The organism is Bacillus sp. FSL R7-0685, from assembly GCF_038002425.1.
GTDB lineage: Bacteria > Bacillota > Bacilli > Bacillales > Bacillaceae > Bacillus > Bacillus subtilis.
In genome coordinates this window covers 309776-331418 of the sequence record NZ_JBBOCN010000001.1, presented here as the reverse complement: position 1 = coordinate 331418, position 21643 = coordinate 309776, and the positions used below count along the sequence as shown (strand labels likewise).

Here is a 21643-nt window from a genome sequence, read left to right as displayed (position 1 = left end):
CTGCTTTCTTCATTACTTCTTCAAATCTTCAATTGAGTTGACATTTTTCATATATTGAGGAACAACAAGCCCCATCTTCACACCAGTCATACTGGTGCCAATATCATCATATTTGCCTTTATATTTAGCAGCGTATGCTTTATGGGTATTCGGCAGCCATGCGGAAAGTGATGCATCCGCACTTCCCGTTGCAATTGCAGTCCACATCGGCCCAGCCTCTACCTGAGTAAGTGTTACCTCATAGCCCAAGTCTTCTAAGACTTTGCCTATGACGTTTGTACTTGCAATCTCACTGTCCCACGCCACATAGGCAAGGTTGATTTTGTCTCCCTTCACCTTTTGAACGCCTTTTGTCCATTCGGCTATCTGATCCTTGTGTTTATTGACGTACTCAGCAGCAACTTTGGCAGGTTTCTCGCCTTCTTCCACCTTGATCATGATTTCGCCCATTTCGTCTTGCGTCCATTTAAACTGGCTCAGAAGCTTTGCGGCATTCGGCTGCTCTTTGCTGAAGCCTTTGCGTGTGATGGTATGGATTTCCTCTGCGCTGCCATAAGATTGTTTCGGATCATCGAGATATTTCAGCTTATATCTGGAGAACATCCAGTGCGGTGTCCATCCTGTAATGATAATCGGTTTCTTACGGTCGTATGACTTTTTAAGCGTAGCAGTCATCGCAGCACTTGACGCTGAAATCAATGTCCAGTCATTCAGGTCATAATCCTTCATCGCTTTGTCAGTCAGGGACATAATCCCTGAACCGGGGTCAATCCCGATGATGGTCTTATTCACCTGTTCTGCTGCGGATGCATTTTCATCGTTTTCTGAACCGCAAGCCGCAAGTGAGAGCGCCAGCATGGCGGAAACGCCGATGCCGATGATTTTTTTAAGCATCAGGCATTCCCCCTGCTTTTCTTCTTCACTTTAATATTTTGAGTAATACGGTCCAGGGTAATGGCAACGATAACGATGGCGATACCGGCCTCTACTCCGACCCCGGTTTTCAGCTGTGTAACGGCACTGTATACTTCAGAACCAAGTCCCGGTGCACCGACCATTGCGGCGATAACAACCATTGATAACGCAAGCATGATGCTCTGGTTAATTCCGGCCAAAATCGTTTTTGTCGCAAGCGGAAGCTGAACTTTAAACAAACGCTGAGCTGTTGTAGAACCGAATGCCTCAGTCGCTTCAATCAGATCCGCCGGCACTTGTTTAATACCGAGAACAGTCATGCGGATTGTCGGCGGCATCGCGAAGATAACAGATGCAACAACACCCGGCACAACACCGATGTTAAAGAAGAAAATCGCCGGCAATAGATATACGAAAGCAGGCATTGTCTGCATTAAATCAAGAATTGGCGTTACAATACGGCGAACCGTTTCTTTCTGAGACGCCCAAATTCCGATCGGTACCCCGACCACAATCGAAATAATCACAGATGTCAACACAAGCGCCAATGTTTGCAGCATTGGGTCCCAATATCCTAAATAATCGATCAGAAGGAATCCAATCAATGTAAATAACGCAATTCCCCTTGTACTGATCCACCACGCAAGTGCAGCGAAAATAATTGTTAACAAAATAGATGGAATAAATCCGAGTCCGCTGACAATTCCATTTACAAAAGCAGCCAAACCGTTAGCGATTCCGTCGAAGAATCCGCCAAACGTCATCGTAATCCAGTCAACAAAACGGTCAATGATATCTGCTAAAGGTATTCTAGGCAGTCTATCCATCTTATTTCACCTCCTGTGCAGAAGGATCTTGTGTTTGTTCGTTAGTGCCTTCAGCATTGATATACTCGTTATTGCCGGCAAGTGCGCCAATCAGCGCGCCTCTTACAACAATTCCTTTCATTCTTTGCTTCTCATCCACAACCGCAATTGGAATATTCGCATCGGACACAACGTCAAAAATCTCAGTCAGATACGTATTCTCTGGTACAGTCGTAAATTCTGTATTCAAGATGTCTTGAAGTGACAAATCAGACTCAGCCGCTTTTTTCGCATCAGACGCATAGATAACACCTAATAATTTCTTTTGTTTATCCACTGCATAAATTGAAGAAATTCCAAGGTTTTTCATCAGTGTCAATGCTACGCGAGGCCCTTTATCAATCCGCACTGTTTCAGCGCGTTTCATAATGTGGCCTGCTGTGAGGACTTTAGACAAATCAACATCTTCGACGAATTTCTCAACATATTCGTTAGATGGATTCATCAGGATTTCTTCAGGCGTGCCGATTTGAACGATATTGCCGTCCTTCATTAGGACAATTCTGTCGCCGATCCGCAACGCTTCGTCCAAGTCATGCGTAATAAAGATAATTGTTTTTCCGACATTATCGTGAAGATCAAGAAGCTCATCCTGCATATCTTTACGAATCAGTGGATCAAGCGCACTGAACGCTTCGTCCATCAGAAGGATGTCCGGATCATTTGTCAACGCGCGGGCAAGGCCGACACGCTGCTGCATCCCGCCGGAAAGCTGGTCTGGATATTGGTGTTCAAATCCTTCGAGCCCGACGAGCTTAAGAGACTCAAGCGCTTTTTGCTGCCGCTCTTGTTTGTCTACACCTTGAAGCTCCAGTCCGTATTCTGTGTTTTCAAGTATCGTTCTGTGCGGGAACAGAGCGAACTTTTGGAAGACCATGCTGATTTTTTTCCGGCGGACTTCCCGGAGCTGGTCTTTTGACATATTTGTTATCATGTCACCATCAATGTAAATACTTCCGGCAGTCGGTTCAATAAGCCGGTTTAACATCCGTACTAAAGTTGATTTACCGCTCCCTGATAGACCCATGATGACAAATATCTCACCATCATATACTTCAAAATCTGCCTGATTAACCCCAACGGTTGATCCGGTTGCTTTCAGGATCTCTTTTTTTGTCTTTCCGTTGGCAAGCATTTGAACTGCCTTCTTTGTTTGTTTCCCAAAAATCTTAGAGACTTTCTCGACTTTTATCTTAATTGGTTTCTCATCTACACTCATATTTTCCCTCCATATTAAGCAATCTTTATTACCGTAACATTTATGTAACTTCCCACACAAACAGCATATTCTCTTTTATTCTGTACCATTTCTTTATAAACATCCATGTGACCACATGATCTTATTTATGCTTCTAAATGCTCTGTAATCCTCCTATATGATTGTATTTTACGGGTGATTTTTCGCCTATCTTTAGTTGAAAACGCTTTTATTGGAATTGAATTCCTTCTTCCTCTTATGACTTCCCTCTCCTTTACTGGAAAAATAAGTTGCTTTTTCAACATCAATTATGTATTATAGTTTCATGACTATGAAACAATCAGATGATCAAATCAGAGCGCAAATTTTTAAAGCACTGTCTGATGAAACAAGGCTTGCCATTATTCGTACGCTTTATGTCAGCGGAAAAGAACTCAGCTGCGGTGAAGTAGGTGAAAAGTGCAATATTGTCAAAACCACGGCATCTTATCATTTTAAAACGCTGCGTGAAGCGGGATTGACGGCAACCCGGAAAGATTCGCGGACAAAATACGTCAGTCTGCGTGAAGACACCTTTCACACATACCTGCCTGGCTTTTTGGAAACCCTCTAACAAAGGGTTTTCTCTATACATATCTGTTTCATAGTTTCAAAGTTATAAAACAATAGGAGTGATAAAATTTGAATCGCATTTGGCTTTTCTTCAGTGTCATGTTTGTCATTGGCACGGATACCTTTTTGCTTTCGCCGCTTCTCCCCCTTTTACAGGATCAGTTTCATGTCTCTACTGATTTGTCAGGCTGGATGGTCAGTGCTTATGCACTCGGTTATGCGCTCTTCGCTTTCATTGCAGGCCCAATCTCAGACCGGCTGAACAGGAAAACAGTCATGCTGTGGGGACTTGCAGGCTTTATCGTATCCACATTTTTATGCGGCATCGCTCCCTCTTTTGCCGCCATGTGCCTGTTCCGTTTTGCCGCAGGCGTTAGCGCTGCGTTTGTGACGCCTCAAATTTGGGCGTCCATCCCAGTCATTGTCCGGCCTTCTCAGATCATAAAAGGCATGGGGATTGCGACAGCAGGTTTGGCCGCTTCACAAATGCTCGGACTTCCTATTGGAGGGTTTCTCGCTTCCTTTACATGGCATACGCCATTTTTCGTTTTGTCAGCGTGCTCGCTTATTCTACTATTGATCCTGGCGGCGGTCATGCCTGATATCCGGCCTTCTGAACCATTGGCGCGCCCATCAATAGTCAACCCCTATCGGGAGCTTTTTTCATTGCCGAAAACATCGGTCATTCTGCTTGCCTATTTTCTGTTTCAAACCGGAAACTTCGCTTCGTTCAGCTTTCTGGGTACTTGGCTTTCCGCAGATTATCATTTAACCGTGTCACAAATTGGCGCAGCTATGCTTGTACTCGGACTGGGAAATATGCTCGGGAGCCTTATCGGCAGCCGGGTTTCAGAAAAGCTGGGCATGTTTAAAACACTGATCAGCGGGATGCTGCTAATGGGCGCTCTCTATTTCGCTCTTCCGTTCTTTCCAAACTTGTTTTTAGTAGAAGCCAGCTTTTTTCTCACGTTCTTTACAGCTGGCATCATCTTTCCGTTAATGATGGGTGTCTTTCAATCCATTGCACCAAATGCGCGAGGAACCATCGCTTCCCTTTCCAATGCCGCTATGTATGCCGGAACCACTGTCGGTACAAGTATTGCAGGTTTTTTATATCATAGCACACAGCATTTCGGAGCTGTCACAGGATTTACTGCCATTCTGTTCATACTTTCTATGACGCTCTACCAGGCAATCAGTAAAACCGGGAAACGCCAATCCGCAGCCCGGGCGCAAATGTAAAAAAAGCACCTCATTCAAGAGATGCCTCAGATTGTTGACAAAATCATAAAATGGTTTTCATTTTAGGATTTTGTCATCTTTTCAGCGTGATTGAAAACCCTTGAAGTCTAGGAAGGACGAGCATAGGAGCGGACATTCACAGGATGTGATGACGACGGCGTTTAGGCAGGACGCCTGAGAATTTAGCCGTTGATCCACTTCGCATTGAGCACCGAAGCGCAGTCCTGACAACGAATGCGAGGGTTTGTCGACACGCTGAAAGAACCTCTTTTAAGAGGTGCTTTTCCTATTCTAGCTCAGTTTGTTTCGTTTCTTTCCCCATAATCAAAATACAAGCAACCGCGAGTAAGATTGCAATGCAAAAGATTGAAAAGATGACCGAAAACGAAATATGACGGGCTGCCAGGGTTCCGACGAGCAAAGGCCCGAAGATGCCGCCGATTCTTCCACACGCTGCTGTCGTTCCTGAACCTGTTGCTCGAATCGCAGTCGGGTATTGCTCCGGGGTATAAGCATACAGCACGCCCCACGCACCGAGATTGAAAAACGATAACAGCATTCCAGCCGTAAGGAGAAGACTTAAGGAATCCGCTGTTCCGAAGAAATAGGCGCTTCCTGCTGTACCAATCAAGTAAATGACGAGTATCCACTTCCGGCCCGCTTTTTCAATCAGCCATGCGGCAGAGAAATAGCCCGGTAGCTGAGCAAGCGTCATCAGCAGGACATATTCAAAGCTTTGAATCATGCTGAAGCCTTTCAGCAGCATGACACTCGGGAGCCATAGGAACATGCCGTAATAAGAAAACACCACACAGAACCAAACGATCGACAGCATCACGGTCGGCCGTATATACTGTCTTGCCCAGACGCTTTTTACATTCTCCCACACCGACCTCTTTTGGGCAGAAAGCGATTCATATTTCGGCGAATCAGGCAGACTCGTCCGCAGGTACAGCGCATAAAAAGCAGTCAGCGCAGTTAACAGCAGGGCAGCCTGCCAGCCGAAGCTTGGTATCACAAAGTAAGAAATCAAGGCCGCTGCGAGCCAGCCCACGGCCCAAAAGCTTTCCAAAAGCACAATCACTCTGCCCCGCTTTTCAGGCACAACCGCTTCCGAAACGAGTGTTGAAGCGACTGGAAGCTCTCCGCCAAGTCCCATACCAATCACGAAACGAAGGATTAGAAATGCTGATAAGCTCGTCACAAAAGCAGAAATGCCGCTTCCGATGGAAAAGCATAAAAGAGTGATGATGAACACTTTTTTGCGGCCGATTCGATCAGCCAGCAAACCAAACAAAAACGCACCCGCAGCCATGCCGATGGAATTGACGCTTCCGATCCATTTCATTTCTTCGGGCGACAGATTCCACTCTACATGGAGCGCGGCGATAATAAACGATAATATTCCGACATCCATTGCATCAAACAGCCACCCCAAACCGGCGACGCCCAGCAGTTTACGCTGGGATATAGGCTGTTGTTTTCCCATTGCCAACACCTCTGATATGCAAAATGATTACCGTTTAAGTTTACACCTGTCTTTACACATTGTCATTAACTAAATGATGTAATTGAAAAACCCCGCTTATGTTCCACAAGCGGGGTTTTTCTTATTGCTGCAATGCTGCTTTTTTAATATTATCCTGAAGCTGTGCAATTCGTCTCGCGCCGTCTTCGCGGAGGCGTTTGTTTTCTTCCTCGATTTGTTTTGTTTCCTGCATGCCGCTGACAATCGTGTTCCAAGACGATTCGATCGTTTCAATATCTATGCTCGGTCTGCCGGCCATTCTGGCAATTTCAACACTTTGGCTCGAGATGTTTTCAGCATTTCGTTTCAGCATCTCGTTTGTCCGGCGGTCAAGCTCGCTCATGGAATCAGCCACAAGCTTTTGCCGCTTTACCGTAACAGCCTGAATAATGCCGTTTTTGAAAATCGGAATGGTAATGATAAACGCGGAGTTGATTTTCCCGATCAGCTTTGCATTTCCTCGCTGCAGGAGACGGATTTGAGGTGCGGTTTGAAGCGCCACCATCCGTGCCATGTCCAGATCATACACCCGTTCCTCAAGCGCCTGAATGCCGTTGCGCAACGTATCGAGCTGCATTTGCGCCAGCTGGTTTCCGCTTGCCGCTTTTTCCTCATATGAAGGAAGGATCGACTGCATCTCTTCCAGTTTCATCTGCCCGGCAACGACGTATTTTTCAAGCTCCATATAGTATTTGATATTGTTTTCATACATTTCATCGAGCGTGTAGTTCGTCTTCGTCATCTCATCTTTGTATTTTGAAATCTCAACGTGGATTTTTTCAATCTCTCCGCCAAGTGTCTGATACTTTTTAAAGATTTTTTCAATCATGCTGCCGCCGCGTTTGAAAATTTTCGCCATTAATCCCTTTGGCTCATCAAAATCATTTTTGTCGAAGCGGTCCATGATTTTCCCAAGCTGAGTCAGCATTGTGCCGGAGTCTGTCACGCTTGTTGTTTTCATCATCCCTAAGATGCGGTCAGAGAACTTGGATATTTCAACGGCCGGCTCCTTGCCGTACTCAAGCAGCTCCATTTGGTTTTTGACGTCAATTTGTTGAGCAAGCCGCTTCACTTCTGGTTCCTGACGGAGCTGAAGACGGATATCGTCAGCTTTTTGCTGGGAAATCTCTTCATTTTTATCGAGAACAAGCGGATTTTGATTTTCTGTTGTCATGCTTTTCTTCTCTCCTTATTTTTGGGTAATGGTTCTGAAGAGCCTTTTCACAAGCGAAGGCTCTTTGTAGTCCTGCTGAAACACCATGTCATCCAGCCAGTGGATATCATACTGGTCCTCTTCAATAAACTGCTCAATATCCTGGTGTCCGGGCGGATTATAAATGATGATATCGATTCCGATTTCATTCAGGAACAGCAGGGCGGCAGCATCCGAACGCGTGAGTCCGCCGCTCATTTCCGTATGATATAAAACGAGTTTCGGTACGGTTTGCGCATAGTCGAACATTTGAATCAATTTCAGCAGATTAGCAGGCAGGTTTGTTGTTTGTTTAAACAAATAGATTTGAACATCCTTGACTTGTTCCTGATGCAAAGCTTTAAGCCGCGGGTGCCTGCACATTCTCGAAATCGTTTTGGCAATGGCAGCCTGAACGCCTGCCGGCAGCTGTTTGTACTGCCACACATTGCTTGCCATCAGCTTGTCCGGATCAATGTTCCCTTCTTGATCAAGTGCGTGGCTGTAGTGAAATTGATAGTTCGACTTTATTTCTTCTGTAAATGGAAAGCTTCTGACCATTTCTGTTTCCTGATAATCCGCTAGAGTATGAAGCCTGTTCCAATATTCCTTATTGTCTTTCGACACGCCCATAATTTTGGCGAATACATTCGGAATCTCAATGGAATGTTTATCTGCTTTGAAATTCGGCCGAATAAAGGCGCGTTCTTTCGTGATTAAAAACAATTCATCATAGGTCGTTTTCAGCGTAACGGACACCGGTGTGTGATCTCTGAACTGCCACGGCTTATACAGCATGGATTCCTCGTGATTCAGCACATGTTCAATTTCCTTTGTTGAGCGGTAAGCCACTGTTGATTTCCGGTCAGGTTTTTCTTTCGGAAACGGCTGAAGCTCCGAAACATCCGGGAGCTTTTCCGTAAAACCGAGCTCCTGCTTCGGGTCGACAAGCGCCAGCTGATCCGTTCCCGCCGGATGGAACAGCAGTACATCACAGCCGACCAGCATCAGATAATATAAGAAATAGAGCTGGCTTTTCGTCGCATCTCCATACCAAACAACCTTCGGCATCTCCCGCTCTATATCGGTTTTTTCCAGCCAAGGGTTCAGATGGTTTAAGGAAAACTTCGAGACATCAAGCAGCACTCTGCGAAAATCAGGATGATTCAGCCCCTTTTCATGACTGTCCGCAAAGGTATGTAAAAGCGTCATCAGCGCTTTTCTTAAATGGCGGTGCATCAGGGGGTTTGAGTGCTTCGCAATCAGCTTTTCCCCGTCCAGAAAGGCAACAAAGCGGCTAACTGACAGCCCTTTTTCTTTCTGATTGATGGAATGAATATGCTGAAGCTTTTGAAATGTTTCCGGTTCGATTGTTTTATCAAGCGTTTCACTCAAAATCGTTATGCGGTCGTTTACAGACAGCTCATATAGCTCGTTATAGTAGTCCGTCTCATCAATAGGCGTGCCCAATATCTGACCGGCAAGACGAGAAAAAGAAAGGCCTTGTGCAGTTTCATAGTGATCCCGCTCCGGCAATGGCTGAAACAGCAGGCTTTTCCAATCGCCATCAGCCGGAAGTGCTTTATGAATGGTTAGTTCTTCTTGTCTCATCATATCCTCCTTTCCGGTTTGTCATTGAACGATATTTCGGTAACAAAAAAGGAAGGACATTGAACCTCCCTCCTTGTTTTGTTTTATTCTTCTTTTGAAGCGGCTGTTTGTTCGCGCACCTGCTTTTGTTTATTGATGTAGTGAATGATCAATGTTACCGCAAATGCAGCGATAATGATAATGAAGAATACAGAGTGCGGCATTTCGTAATGGAAAGCGCTCCCCGCCATTTTCAGCGCGATAATGCCGATTAACACGAATGCTGTGTTTTCCAGCTCAGGAATTTTATCAATCAGCACAAGGAACACTTTTGCCACTGTACGCATCATTAAAATACCAAGCATACCGCCGATCAGAAGCACCCATACTTTTTCAGATACTGCAAACGCGGCCAGGATGCTGTCCACAGAGAAGGCAAGATCCATTAATTCTACTGAAATGACAGTCGCCCAGAAGATCCCGAACGTGCGGACCATCCAAGAGTTTTTCTTCATGCCGTCCGCTTCCTCTTCTTTTTCGCCTATCCAGAAGTGCTTAATGACGAGCCAAGCCAGGTAAAGCGCGCCAAGCACCTTGATCCACCAGAATTTAATGAGAAGCATACCGAGCCCGATGAAAATAAACCTGAAAATATAAGCTCCAAACAAACCATACGTTAACGCTTTTTTCCGCTGTTTTTCCGGCAGGTGTTTAACCATGACCGCAAGAACAAGCGCGTTATCGGCCGATAAAAGGCCTTCCAGAACAACAAGGGAACCGATCAAACCCCAGGAAACAGGATCAGTCAGAACTTCCCCCCACATTTTCCAATCGAAAAATGAAGCATACGTAGACAAAATATGATGTAAAAAGTCCAAGTTTTTTCCTCCTATTAATTTGAAACGGTGACTTCTCTATTTGTCACTCGCTTACACTTGCAAACCGTAATTCCGGCACAATGCAGCCAGCCCGCCGGAAAATCCGCTGCCGATCGCATTGAATTTCCACTCGCCGCCGTGTCTGTAAAGCTCACAAACGACAACAGCTGTTTCAATGGAGAAGTCTTCTCCCAAATCGAAGCGAAGAAGCTCATTCTGCGTTTCTTCATCCACAACGCGGACAAATGCATTGGAAACTTGTCCAAAGTTTTGGCTGCGTGCTTCAGCGTCGTGAATGGTCACTGTGATGCCGATTTTCTCAATGTGAGCAGGGATTTTTGAGAAATCAACGATAATCTGCTCATCATCTCCGTCGCCCTCACCCGTGCGGTTGTCACCCGTATGGATGACACCGCCGCTCGGATGTTCAAGGTTATTATAGAAGACGAAATCGAGATCATTTACGCAGTTATCATGCGCATCAACTAAAAAGGCCGAAGCATCCAGGTCAAAATCGTGTCCGCCGGAGTACTTGTTTGTATCCCAGCCTAAGCCGATCACCGCTTTTGTCAGTCCCGGATTTGTTTTTGTTAAATCAATGCGCTGTCCTTTTGATAATTGAATGGCCATACTGCCTCTCTCCTTTCTGCTCTTCGTATTTGTCTTAACCGACTTGCAAACCGTAGTCTGTTGCAATGCGGGCAAGGCCGCCTTGGTAGCCTGAGCCGATTGCGGAGAATTTCCACTCGCCGTTATGTCTGTAAAGCTCCCCTGCAATGATTGCCGTTTCAATAGAGAAATCTTCTGCAAGATCGTAACGGATGAGCTCTTCATTTGTTTCTTCATTTACGATGCGGACAAACGCGTTTGATACTTGTCCAAAGTTTTGGCTGCGCGCTTCTGCATCGTGAATGGTAATAACAAATGAGATTTTATCAATGTTTGCCGGTACAGCGCTGAGATTTACTTTTACATTCTCATCGTCGCCTTCGCCAGCACCAGTCAGGTTGTCGCCTGAATGAACGACTGAACCGTTGCCGCCTTCAAGCTGGTTGTAGAAAATAAAGTCGTTTGGAGATGCGCATTTGCCTGCAGCGTCTAACAGAAACACACTTGAGTCAAGATCAAAGTCGTGCCCGCCGTCATACTTGTTCGTATCCCAGCCTAAACCGACAACAACCTTTGAAAGACCCGGATTTGTTTTTGTTAAATCTACTTTTTGTCCTTTTGCCAATGAAATTGTCATGTTTCATCCACTCCTTTTCTTTTATACGTATCGGCTGATAATATCTTCTAATCTCGTATCGTTTGTGCCTTCACCGATCGCCGCAAACTTCCACTCACTGCCGCTGCGGTAGATTTCTGCTGTAATCAGGCTTGTTCTGCCGGCATAATTGTCTCTCAAATTGTACTTGAGCATTTCTTCATGATGAGATTGATCAACTACGCGAATAAACGCATTTTGAATCATGCCGAAATCTTGTTTTCTTCTGACACAATCGTAAATGTTTACTACAAATACAAGCTTATCAATGTTTGCAGGCACTTTATCTAAATCTATCATAATTTGCTCGTCATCGCCCGCACCGTCACCCGTCAGGTTGTCGCCTGTATGCTGTACACCGCCGCAGCGGCTTTTCAGGTTGCCGAAATAAATCAGGTTTTTCTTATCGGTGAATTTTCCGTTTTCCAGCATCAACACTGAAGCGTCACAGTCGATATTCGGACCGCCTCCGCCAAGCAGTTTGCTGAAGAATCCTCCGCCTGAGGACACTGGGTCCCAGCCGAGACCGACCATCAATTTTGACAGACCGGCTTTTCCTTTTGTTAAATCAATTCGTTGACCTTTTTCTAAAGAAATTGCCACACGATTCACTCCTACTCATCGAAATGTGAAGATAGTCACATTTATTTTTACGCTCACAAGGAAAATAAGCCGTAAATTACTAATATATACGTTTGTTATTATATCAAAGTTTCGTAAAAGTTAAGAATAATTGACGAAAAACCTCGAAAAAAAACTTCCATATTTGATATATGATTTGCAAATGCTATAAAGTGCGCTTCTTAAACAAACCATTTGACGCGGGCAAGTCATTTTGCCTATTCTTGTGTCACCATCTAAAAACAGACAGAAAGGAAGCGGCCTTTTGATTCATTTAAGCATACTTGATCAGGCACCTGTTTCTAAAGGAGAAAGCCCTGTGACAACTCTTCAGCATTCGGTTGAGCTTGCCCAATTAAGCGAAGAGTGGGGCTATAAGCGTTATTGGTTTGCCGAGCATCACAGCACGAAAGGACTGGCAAGCACAGCGCCTGAAATCATGATCGCCCGCATCGCAGCACAGACAAACACCATTCGTGTCGGATCAGGCGGCGTGCTTCTGCCCCAATACAGCCCATTTAAAGTGGCTGAAACCTTTCGCCAGCTTGAGGCCCTGTATCCAAACCGGATTGACCTCGGCGTCGGTCGTTCCCCCGGCGGCACGACAAAAACCAGGCTTGCATTAACGGACGGGGTGAAAAAAAGCTTAACCGAATTTAACAGACAGCTGCAGGATGTCTCTTATTTTCTAACAGATTCCCTTCCTCCCGACCATCCGTATGCCGGAATCAAAGCGGCGCCCCTTATTGGTACGGCACCCGAGCTATGGGTGCTCGGTCTTGGTGAAAACAGCGCAAGACGCGCGGCGCACCAGGGGATTGGATATGTATTTGGGCATTTCATTAATCCCGAGCGAGGAGAAAATGCATTCCGCATCTACCGGGAAAGCTTTCGGCCCTCAGCCCATTTTTCGAATCCATCCGCACTGTTTACGATTTTTGTCATTTGCGCAAAAACAGATGAAGAGGCAGAAGAACTCGCATTAAGCCAGGATTTGTGGCTTCTTCGCATCGGAAAAGGCTTGGACAGCCGCGTGCCAAGCATCGAGGAAGCGAAAGCCCATCTCTACACAGCGTCCGATAAAAAACTCATAGAAGAAAACAGAAAGCGGATGGTGATCGGTTCTCCAAGCACTGTCAAACAACAGCTGTTAGACCTCACAGGCCGCTATGAAACAAATGAAATCATGATTCTGTGCAATGTGTTTGATTTTGAGGCGAAAAAAGAATCTTATGAGCGCCTTGCCGGATTGTTTCTATAAAAAAAAGCAGTTTTCCCTAGGGAGAACTGCTTTTCATGTTATCGGCTTCTTTTTTTGCGCTGAGCTTCTTTTTTGATAAACGTCCAAACTCCCTGAACTGCAAATCCGATTAATAGCAAAACGATCAATAGCAGGGTAATAGACGGACCTGGCGGCGTCCCGAGCTGATAGGATGATGTCAGTCCCGTAAATACGCTGAATAATGAAATGAGTATGGCTGTAATGAAAACCATGTTAAAGCCTTTTGCAATTCTGATGGCGAATGCTGCCGGCAATACGAGCAGGGCCGATACAAGAAGGACCCCGATGATCGGAATAATGACTGAAATCGCAAGGCCTGTGACAATACTGAATGACAACGAGAGAACGTTTGTATTGATTCCCGATGTTTTGGCTGTTGCTTCATCAAACGTCAGCAGGTAGAGCGGCCTTCTCAGTACGATAAAATAAAGCAGGATCAGCAGTGTGATAATACTGATAATATAGACCTGCTGCTGGTTTACTGTCACAAGCGATCCAAATAGGTATTGATCGATGCTCATATTGGCTGTGCCTTTGGAAAGGCTGATTAAAAACATCGCGAAGGACAAACCAGCTGCCATTAAGATGGCAATGGACACTTCTGAATAAGTCCGATACGCCCGCCGCATGTATTCAATTCCGATCGCGCCGATGGTCACGACGACTATGCTTGCTGCGGTTATATTGGTGCTGAGAAAAAAGCCGATGGCAACACCTGACAATGAGATATGTGAAAGTGTGTCAGCCATTAAGGCCTGTCTTCTGAGAACGAGATACACTCCTAGTATCGGAGCCATGACGGCGATCATGCCGCCTGCTAGAAAAGCTCGTCGCATGAATTCCAAGTCAAACATTTCCATCCGCCTTTTTCTCCTCTCTCTAATCGAATCACTTTATCTAAAAATTGCTGTACTTCGTTTTGTTCGTGAGTAACCATCACAACTGTGCGGTTGTGATTTTTCACAAGGTGATGCATAAATTCGTAAAATCCTTTTCTGCTGTCGTAATCAACAGCTGTCGTCGGTTCGTCCAGCATCAGCAGATCCGGGTTGCTGGCGAGCATTCTGGCGATACAGATTTTCTGTTTCTGTCCGCCTGATAAATCACCGATTTTACGATGACGGAGCTCCCACATTTCCACCATTTTCAGTGCTTTTTCTACTTCAAGATGATCTTCTTCATTTAAACGTTTAAACCATTTCCCTTTTGTATAGCGGCCTGACTGAACAAGCTCCAGCACCGTGCTCGGAAAGCCGGCATTAAATGAAGAAATTTGCTGCGGGACGTACCCTATGGTCAGGCGTTTCCCTTCTGTATTCCTTTTACTGATCGTCACTGTGCCTTCCCACGGTTTCAGCATGCCGAGCATTACCTTTATGAGCGTCGATTTAGAGGCGCCGTTTGGTCCAGTGATGCCGACGAACTCACCGCTTTCAATATCAAGTGATACTTTATCTAAAACAGGCGTATGGGAATAGCCGAAAACGATATCTTTCAATGAGACGAGATTCATGTTAATCTTCCTTTCTCACAAAGAAATAGTGTGCACCCTCCGGCGCACACTATCTTATGATTTAACCAATAGTGAATCTTTCAGGGCATCGAGGTTTTGTTTCATAATGTCGATATACCCTAAACCTTTATCCTGTTCTTCTTTGCTCAAGCCTTCCAATGTATTCAGCACTTCTGTCTTCGCGCCGATTTCACTGGCGAGCGTATCTGCGACCTTTGAGGATGTAATTTCTTCAAAGTAAATGACTTTTACATTATGTTCTTTGGCATATGTTTTCAGCTTTGCCAAGCTGGCTGCACTCGGTTCTTGGTCAGGTGACAGCCCTGCAATCGGAACCTGCTTCAAGCCGTATTCTTTTGCCAGATAGCCAAAAGCTGTATGCTGCGTGATAAATTCTTTTTTCTCCGCTTTTTTTGCGGTTGTACGATATAGTTTATCAAGATCCTGCAGTTTTGCAATATATTCTTTACTATTTTTCTCATAGTATTCTTTGTTATCCGGGTCCTGCTTCACGATTTGCGCCGTAATATTTTTAACTTCCTTCTGTGCCAGAACAGGGCTGAGCCATACGTGAGGATCCATTGCATGACTGTGCTCATGCTCCCCATGATCATGCTCTTCGTGTTCTTCTTCAGAGCCTTCCATTAAATCAATACCTTTGCTTGCATTAACGAAAACGGCATGGCCTTGGCCCATGCTTTTTTCAGCTGACGGAACCCATGTCTCCATGTATTCACTATTATAAACGAACAAATCAGCATCCTGAATGTTAGCAATGTCTTTCGGCGTCGGTTCCCAATCATGCGGTTCAACGGAAGATGGGATTAACAGATCCACATCGCCTTTGTCTTTTACAATTTGTTTTGTGAATTCATACATCGGGTAGAACGTTGTGACAACGTGCAGTTTATCACCCTTTGAATCCGCCGACCCTTTTGTTGATGAGTTGCCGCATGCTGCAACCAATAAAAAGCACGCTGCAATCACAAACAAACCGCTCCATTTTTTAAACATATCGTATATCCCCTCTTTTTCAGTAACTTTAAATCAAAATGATAACGATTTTGTAATCCTATATCATAATAAACCGAAGTCATTACGTTTTGCAAGAATAAATTTCATTTTCATTTATTCTTCCCGCCTGCAGAGCGAATATATGTACTAAAAAAACCCGGCTAAAAATGCCGGGCTACTTCAATCATTAGTTTGTTTTGTCCAGAAGATAGACCCTGCTCTCATAAGGCCGGAACACCATTTCGTCATCAAGATCATCGTTGTTATAATTGCTGAGAAGCAGTGAGGCCTGAGCTTTGCCGCAGTTCTTAGGCCACTGAAAAACAGCCTGCTCTTTTGAAAAATTATTGACCGACAAAAGCTGTTGTTTACTGTTTTCTCTCATGTATACAAACAACTGCGGATCGTCCGGAAGCAAAAGATCAAAGCTCCCTTTCATGAGGTCAGCGTACTGCTTTCTCAGGCTGATCAGCTTTTTGTAATAGTTTAAGACAGAATCAGGATCTCCCTGCGCTTCCTCCACATTGATTGCGGTGAAGTTCGGATTGACCTTCAGCCAAGGCGTGCCGTCAGTAAATCCGGCATTTTTGCCGCTGTTCCACTGCATCGGGGTCCGGGCGTGATCCCGGCTTTTGGCTAAGATCGATCTCATCACATCATTTGGATCATAGCCTTTTTCAAACACCCGTTTATGATACATATTGATCGTTTGGATATCTTTGTAGTCTTCAATCCGGGTGAACGGCGCGTTTGTCATCCCGATTTCTTCTCCCTGATAAATATACGGCGTGCCCTTCATAAAATAAATTACGGCTGCCAGCATTTTCGCTGATGCTTTGCGGTATTCCCCATCGTCTCCGAATCTGGACACAATCCGGGGCTGGTCGTGGTTGCACCAAAACAATGTATTCCAGCCTTGATGTTCAAGCTTCTTTTGCCATTTTGTCAAAACCGATTTTAAATCAGAAAGCTCAAGGGGCTTCAAATCCCAATGTTCTTTTCCGGGCTGCTGATCAAGCTCCATATGCTGAAAGTGAAAAATCATATTCAGCTCATGCTTATCTGTTCCCGTATATTTCAAGCCTTCTTCCGGTGTGACACTGCCGACCTCTCCGACAGACATGACATCATAATGAGAAAACACTTCATCTGTGATTTCTTTTAAATAGTCATGGATTCGTTCGCCATTTGGCTGAAAGGGCTTCGGCTCTGCCTGCTGATTGATATAGTCCTCATACGAAGGAAGATATTCTTTCTTAGAAATGAGATGGAGCTGATCAATTCGCAAACCGTCGACCCCTTTATCGAGCCAAAATTTCATCATGTCATACACCGCCCGGCGAACTTCGGGATTTTCCCAGTTTAAATCAGCTTGTTTGACGGCATTCATATGGAGATAGTATTCTCCGGTGTGCTCCTCGTATTGCCAGACCGGGCATCCATAGTTTGAGAGCCAGTCTGTCGGCGGGCCGTTCTTTGTGCCGGGACGCCAATAATAATAGCTGCGGTATTTGCTGCTTTTGTCCAGCTCCGCTTCTTTAAACCACGGATGCTCGACCGAGGTGTGATTTAACACAAAGTCCATCACCAGCTTTAATCCCCGCTGATGCACCTGGTCCAGCAGCTCGTGAAAATCGTCCATTGTTCCGTAAGAATCCATAATCGCCTTATGGTTTGTCACATCATAGCCGTAATCAACATTCGGAGAAGGATAGATCGGGCAAATCCAAATCACATCTGCCCCGAGCTCCTTTATGTAGTCAAGACGGGAAATAATCCCCCGCAAGTCCCCAATTCCGTCTCCATTGCTGTCCTGAAAGCTTCTCGGGTAAATTTGGTACACCACTGCATCCTTCCACCAGTCTGTTTTCATCCCGCAATCCCCCTGTTTTGTGTTCTATTCAAGCTGAGACGGATAAAGTGTCATCCCGCCATCGACGAAAAGTGTTGTGCCGGTCACATAGCTTGCTTCCTCAGATACGAGCCAAGCCGCTGCTGCCGCCACTTCTTCAGGCTTTCCGAAGGCTTTCATCGGGATTTTTTTCAATTGTTTTTGCCTGCTCTCTTCCTTTTTCGTATCAACATTTGATTCTGTGGCAATGGTGCCGGGCGCTATCGCATTGACGCGGATTCCCTTATCCGCATAATTGAGCGCCAGCGTTTCCGTCATCATCTTGATGCCGCCTTTGGATGTGGAATACTGAACGTTTACAGGGCGCGGAATCTGCTGGTGAACACTTGAGATATTCAGCACATTGCCCTTGATATTGTTTTTCATCATGTGGTTAAGTGCTGCTTTCGCTCCCAGAAAGGTTCCGGTAACATTGACATTAATCACTCTCTGCCAATCTTCAAGACTCATCTCATGCGGCATCGCCTCAACGCCGTTAAAACCAGAGTTGTTTACCATCACATCGAGCGTGCCGAAATGCTCTAAAGCTGTGTCCAAGAGCGCCTGAATCCCCTCTTCTTTTGACACGTCCGCCTCAACTGCGACGGCTTTCCCTCCGTTCTGTTTAATGATTTCCAGGGTTTCATCGGCTCCAGACGGGTCGCTGTGGTAGTTTACAACAACATTCATTTTCTCCTGTCCGAACCGTTCCGCAATGGCTTTCCCGATTCCTTTTGAAGACCCTGTCACAATCGCTGTTTTTCCGGTTAAATCTTTGTACATACTTGATATCCTCCTCTGTTTCTCACTATGCAGTGGAAAATACCCTGTTTTTCCGAGTTGAAAACAGCACAAAAAAAGCAGAGAACCTGTAGTTCTCTGCCATTTCCTATTGAAAACGCTGCTCGGCAAGCTTCTTTTTAATATTCATCAGCCTGCGGTAAAAGAAAGCGGCTGACTCGTAATGTTCCAGCTGATTGAAACGTTCCGCTGTATCATGCAGCAGATCTTCGGCGTCAGCAAGAAGCTGCCTGGATTCCAGCAGGTCAAAGCATTCTGTAAGCACGTTCAGGTCGCCGCTTCCAAGATACAGCTCATGAATGAGGCGGAATTTCGTCAAGTACATGTCATCCTCCCATTCAGCCGCGCTCTTTATCCCGCGGTCATACGCCTCTACTGCCTTGTCGTATTTTCCCTCTTTACAGTAGATATGGGTCAGTGAAAATACAGCTTGAACAGCTTGCTGAAAGTTGTGCTCCTCAAAAATGGCGGCGGCTGTTTTGAAATAGCCCTCCGCTTCTTTGTAATCACCCAGACTGTACTTACAGTGTCCGACATTATAATAGGCAGCAGCGATCATGTACGCTTCTTCAAGCTGCCTGGCATGATCTAAAGCGCTGCACAAGTGGGTCAGTGCTTTTTCATGATGATACACATCGGTCAAATTTCCGGCGATGATAAATTCACACTGAACCCGGCGGCGACCGTACAGTTCATATTTCGTATAGATATCAAGCGCCTGGCTCGCATAATTCATGGAAAAATACGTTTGTTTGATGTGATAATACACTTCTGCGACTTTAAAAAGAAACTCAGCTTTTTCGATCTCATCCTCGACATACTCGAGCTTCTCCTCGGCATGTTTATAATGGTCAATCGCTAATATGAAATTTTTCTGCTTGAATTCGTACATTCCTCTGAAATAATAAAAGTAGTATTCCAGTAAGCCCGTGAGTTTTTGCTGATTGCTTTCAATTTCGTTCAGCATATCAGAGAACGGAGGCTTGGTGTCGCTGTCTTTCACCGGCATCAGCTTATCAAGCATGATTCGATGCCGGAATTCCATCAAAGAAAAATATAAAAGCAAGTCCTGGTTCTCTTCCATATCTTCTAAATCGTATTCAATCTCCTGCTTTAACGCTTCTGCTTGATCTGCTTCAAATGCGCGAATGAGCTTGTACCATTCATTCAGCTTTACTGCTACTTCTTCTGATGGAATCTTTGCTCTCATCGGTCTGCCTCCTTCCTCCTGCTACTATTTATGTTATATTTTATCATAGCTGTTCGCTTTTAGAGAGAGTCAATCACTTAAAAGCGTTAACATTCAGCACATCTTGAGAAAGTGAGACCGATATGAAGTTACCCGCAAAAACACTTGTTATTTTATGTATTCTATTTCTTCTAGATCTTTGTTTTAGTTATATTCGGCATGAATGGCATTCTCAAAACGCCTTGCAGGACATGCCTGTCCCCTCGGATCTTCATCCGATTGTGAAGCAGAATGCCGATGCACTCAAAGCCGCTGCAGCGAATAAAGGCATTACCGTCGTCATTACTGAAGGATTCAGGTCCTTTAAGGAACAAGATGAATTATATAAACAGGGACGTACAAAAAAAGGGAATATTGTCACCTATGCAAGAGGAGGGGAATCGTATCATAACTATGGTTTAGCGATTGATTTCGCCCTTCAAAAAAAGGATGGAAGCATCATATGGGATATGGAATATGACGGCAATCAAAACGGAAAATCAGATTGGCTGGAGGTTGTCGAGATCGCTAAGACACTCGGTTTCGAATGGGGCGGGGATTGGAAACGATTCAAGGACTACCCCCACTTGGAGATGATTCCTAACTAGACACCCCTCACAGCCTTTTCTTTTTCCTTATGTGCGCATCAATATAGGAAGGGTAAACCGGCTTATAGACAAGTTTGCAGTGCTGGTCACTGCCTGCAGTAAAGTCAGGCTGCCATTCCAGTTTCACATCAAAAGCGGCTAAAAATGCTTCTTTCGCTTCTTCAGCGGAAACATCCGGCCTGTGATTTATCGCTTCCAATTGTTCAGGTTCAATATCAGGCGCCATAAAAGCGTCAATCAACCCAGTTTCCGGATTGACAATGATGCGGGCAGCGCCGAACCGCAGCGGCACTCCTTTATACCAGACAGAAAAATGGTTGCGGACTCTCCCTCTTTCATCAATTCGGACGGGATTCACCCTGAAAAACTCAGCCGCTCTCGGATAAAGGGCATACAAAAATTGAAGCGCTATCTCTTGGCATTCTTCCGTGGAGCATTGGCGGTTGTTCTGCCGCTCCATAAAAGAAAGCGCTGCTTTTAATTTTCCGGTTCTTTTATCCGTCTTCATTTTGATTGTGTTTTTATTTCTCGTTTCAAAATAGCTTCCTATGCTTAAATCCTTACGTTCCGGCGCAGCGCCCCTGCGCCATGTGCTTCCAATTTGTTCTCCAAAGTCTCTTTCACTGACTTTCTGCATATCAGAGGTAAAACCCAGCAAGGCAAATATATCAACTTCTTCCTTGTTCTGAAGCGGCGGCAGTGGCGCCGTGTTTTCTATTCTTTCATCTGCGATATGCTGGTCGGGCACAATTTCGTCTACATCTGCGGGATAGCTGTATCCCGGGAGAATCGGTTCATAAACAAGCCTTGGTTCCTGTTCGCCATCAATGACATCGTACATCAGCTCAAAAGACATTGTGTTTAAGTAATGGGACACAACCTTCTCTTTTGCTACAAATTCCGTCGGAACTTCGGCTTTATACCCTTCCCCGTAATATAGAAAGTGGACAATCTGACCGCTTCGTGTCATATCAATTAAAAAACCTGAATTGGGAATCGGAAGCCCCAGCTCCATTTTGGTATAGACAAACCGGATGTGCTGCCCCCGTTCTTCCTTGCCTTGAAAATGAAAATTCATAAATGTGCCGGGATGATTCGCAGCGGCAAACTGAAGAGCCGTCAGCTTCAGCTCAGCATCTGGAAGTTGTTTGTCTGTCTCGGAGCGGACAGTTGTTGAAAAGGTGAGCAAAGCGCCGTCATTTCTAAGTTCAACTGTAATGTGCTTTTCCGGATCTTTAGGGTCCTTCCAGATAAAATATGCCTGCCCGTTCTTCTTTTGCTTTTGGTCGTAATCTTCTATCTCAAGCTCATAATGCGTCGGTACATTTCCGATCTCCTGCGCCTTCTTTTTCAGCTGTTTATTAACCAATGAAGTCATCCCTTTCAAAGAGTCTACGACA

21 protein-coding genes are annotated in these 21643 nt (G+C 45.1%); 4 read left to right on the top strand and 17 right to left on the bottom strand.

The window, feature by feature from the left end:
* Positions 1–12: 12 nt before the first annotated feature.
* Genes opuAC through opuAA form a run of 3 tightly spaced genes read right to left on the bottom strand, consistent with a single transcriptional unit; the run spans position 13 to position 3000 of the window.
* Complete coding sequence (gene opuAC / locus MKY50_RS01840) at positions 13–894, bottom strand: glycine/proline betaine ABC transporter substrate-binding protein OpuAC (protein WP_003246462.1); 882 nt, start codon at positions 892–894, stop codon at positions 13–15.
* Positions 894–1742 carry a glycine/proline betaine ABC transporter permease subunit OpuAB gene (opuAB, locus tag MKY50_RS01835; protein ID WP_003241221.1) on the bottom strand — a complete coding sequence of 283 codons (849 nt, stop codon included), beginning with the start codon at positions 1740–1742 and terminating at the stop codon, positions 894–896. The genes opuAC and opuAB overlap by 1 nt, the downstream gene beginning before the upstream one ends.
* Position 1743: 1 nt before the next feature.
* A complete protein-coding gene (gene opuAA / locus MKY50_RS01830) occupies positions 1744–3000 on the bottom strand; it encodes a glycine/proline betaine ABC transporter ATP-binding protein OpuAA (protein WP_088325273.1) in 1257 nt (418 codons plus the stop codon).
* Positions 3001–3289: 289 nt separating this feature from the next.
* Here opuAA and MKY50_RS01825 point away from each other — a divergent pair, with 289 nt between their 5' ends.
* Together MKY50_RS01825 and MKY50_RS01820 are read left to right on the top strand one after the other, a co-directional pair.
* A complete protein-coding gene (locus tag MKY50_RS01825) occupies positions 3290–3592 on the top strand; it encodes an ArsR/SmtB family transcription factor (RefSeq protein WP_341116070.1) in 303 nt (100 codons plus the stop codon).
* A gap of 68 nt (positions 3593–3660) precedes the next feature.
* Positions 3661–4833: an MFS transporter gene (locus tag MKY50_RS01820; RefSeq protein ID WP_341116069.1), complete on the top strand. Its 1173-nt coding sequence runs from the start codon at positions 3661–3663 to the stop codon at positions 4831–4833.
* A gap of 286 nt (positions 4834–5119) precedes the next feature.
* Here the strand turns inward: MKY50_RS01820 and niaP are convergent, their stop codons facing one another.
* The 7 genes from niaP to MKY50_RS01785 form a co-directional block, all read right to left on the bottom strand.
* Positions 5120–6322 carry a niacin permease NiaP gene (niaP, locus tag MKY50_RS01815; protein WP_251187297.1) on the bottom strand — a complete coding sequence of 401 codons (1203 nt, stop codon included), beginning with the start codon at positions 6320–6322 and terminating at the stop codon, positions 5120–5122.
* A gap of 121 nt (positions 6323–6443) precedes the next feature.
* Positions 6444–7535, bottom strand: a complete 1092-nt coding sequence (locus MKY50_RS01810; protein WP_003234715.1) for a toxic anion resistance protein — start codon at positions 7533–7535, stop codon at positions 6444–6446.
* Positions 7536–7550: 15 nt separating this feature from the next.
* A complete protein-coding gene (locus tag MKY50_RS01805) occupies positions 7551–9164 on the bottom strand; it encodes a YceG family protein (protein ID WP_341116068.1) in 1614 nt (537 codons plus the stop codon).
* Positions 9165–9247: 83 nt separating this feature from the next.
* The gene (locus tag MKY50_RS01800) at positions 9248–10021 is read right to left on the bottom strand and encodes a TerC family protein (protein ID WP_003246458.1); all 774 of its coding nucleotides are present in this window, start codon (positions 10019–10021) and stop codon (positions 9248–9250) included.
* A 51-nt stretch (positions 10022–10072) separates the two neighbouring features.
* Positions 10073–10651 carry a TerD family protein gene (locus MKY50_RS01795; RefSeq protein WP_003241242.1) on the bottom strand — a complete coding sequence of 193 codons (579 nt, stop codon included), beginning with the start codon at positions 10649–10651 and terminating at the stop codon, positions 10073–10075.
* A 34-nt stretch (positions 10652–10685) separates the two neighbouring features.
* Positions 10686–11267 carry a TerD family protein gene (locus tag MKY50_RS01790; RefSeq protein WP_003234723.1) on the bottom strand — a complete coding sequence of 194 codons (582 nt, stop codon included), beginning with the start codon at positions 11265–11267 and terminating at the stop codon, positions 10686–10688.
* A 21-nt stretch (positions 11268–11288) separates the two neighbouring features.
* Entirely contained in the window at positions 11289–11888 is a 600-nt protein-coding gene (locus MKY50_RS01785) for a TerD family protein (RefSeq protein ID WP_015482760.1), read from the bottom strand.
* A 283-nt stretch (positions 11889–12171) separates the two neighbouring features.
* Here MKY50_RS01785 and MKY50_RS01780 point away from each other — a divergent pair, with 283 nt between their 5' ends.
* Positions 12172–13167, top strand: a complete 996-nt coding sequence (locus tag MKY50_RS01780; protein WP_339246897.1) for an LLM class flavin-dependent oxidoreductase — start codon at positions 12172–12174, stop codon at positions 13165–13167.
* Between the two features lie 38 nt (positions 13168–13205).
* Here MKY50_RS01780 and znuB read toward each other — a convergent pair whose 3' ends face one another.
* The 6 genes from znuB to rapJ form a co-directional block, all read right to left on the bottom strand.
* Complete coding sequence (gene znuB / locus MKY50_RS01775) at positions 13206–14048, bottom strand: zinc ABC transporter permease ZnuB (RefSeq protein ID WP_003246340.1); 843 nt, start codon at positions 14046–14048, stop codon at positions 13206–13208.
* Positions 14006–14701, bottom strand: coding sequence for a zinc ABC transporter ATP-binding protein ZnuC (gene znuC / locus MKY50_RS01770; RefSeq protein WP_014475714.1), 696 nt, complete (start codon positions 14699–14701; stop codon positions 14006–14008). The genes znuB and znuC overlap by 43 nt, the downstream gene beginning before the upstream one ends.
* A 54-nt stretch (positions 14702–14755) precedes the next feature.
* Positions 14756–15715 carry a metal ABC transporter substrate-binding protein gene (locus tag MKY50_RS01765; RefSeq protein WP_341116067.1) on the bottom strand — a complete coding sequence of 320 codons (960 nt, stop codon included), beginning with the start codon at positions 15713–15715 and terminating at the stop codon, positions 14756–14758.
* Between the two features lie 187 nt (positions 15716–15902).
* Positions 15903–17588: a glycoside hydrolase family 13 protein gene (locus tag MKY50_RS01760; protein WP_341116066.1), complete on the bottom strand. Its 1686-nt coding sequence runs from the start codon at positions 17586–17588 to the stop codon at positions 15903–15905.
* Between the two features lie 24 nt (positions 17589–17612).
* Positions 17613–18389: an SDR family oxidoreductase gene (locus MKY50_RS01755; protein ID WP_327847576.1), complete on the bottom strand. Its 777-nt coding sequence runs from the start codon at positions 18387–18389 to the stop codon at positions 17613–17615.
* Between the two features lie 106 nt (positions 18390–18495).
* Positions 18496–19617, bottom strand: a complete 1122-nt coding sequence (rapJ, locus tag MKY50_RS01750; protein WP_015715201.1) for a response regulator aspartate phosphatase RapJ — start codon at positions 19615–19617, stop codon at positions 18496–18498.
* Between the two features lie 122 nt (positions 19618–19739).
* On the opposite strand from rapJ, the gene cwlK reads away from it, so the two are divergent.
* On the top strand, positions 19740–20243 hold the full coding sequence (cwlK, locus tag MKY50_RS01745) for a peptidoglycan L-alanyl-D-glutamate endopeptidase CwlK (RefSeq protein WP_327847577.1): 504 nt from the start codon (positions 19740–19742) through the stop codon (positions 20241–20243).
* 7 nt (positions 20244–20250) lie between these two features.
* Here cwlK and MKY50_RS01740 read toward each other — a convergent pair whose 3' ends face one another.
* Positions 20251–21612 carry a YcdB/YcdC domain-containing protein gene (locus MKY50_RS01740; protein WP_341117277.1) on the bottom strand — a complete coding sequence of 454 codons (1362 nt, stop codon included), beginning with the start codon at positions 21610–21612 and terminating at the stop codon, positions 20251–20253.
* Between the last annotated feature and the right edge of the window lie 31 nt (positions 21613–21643).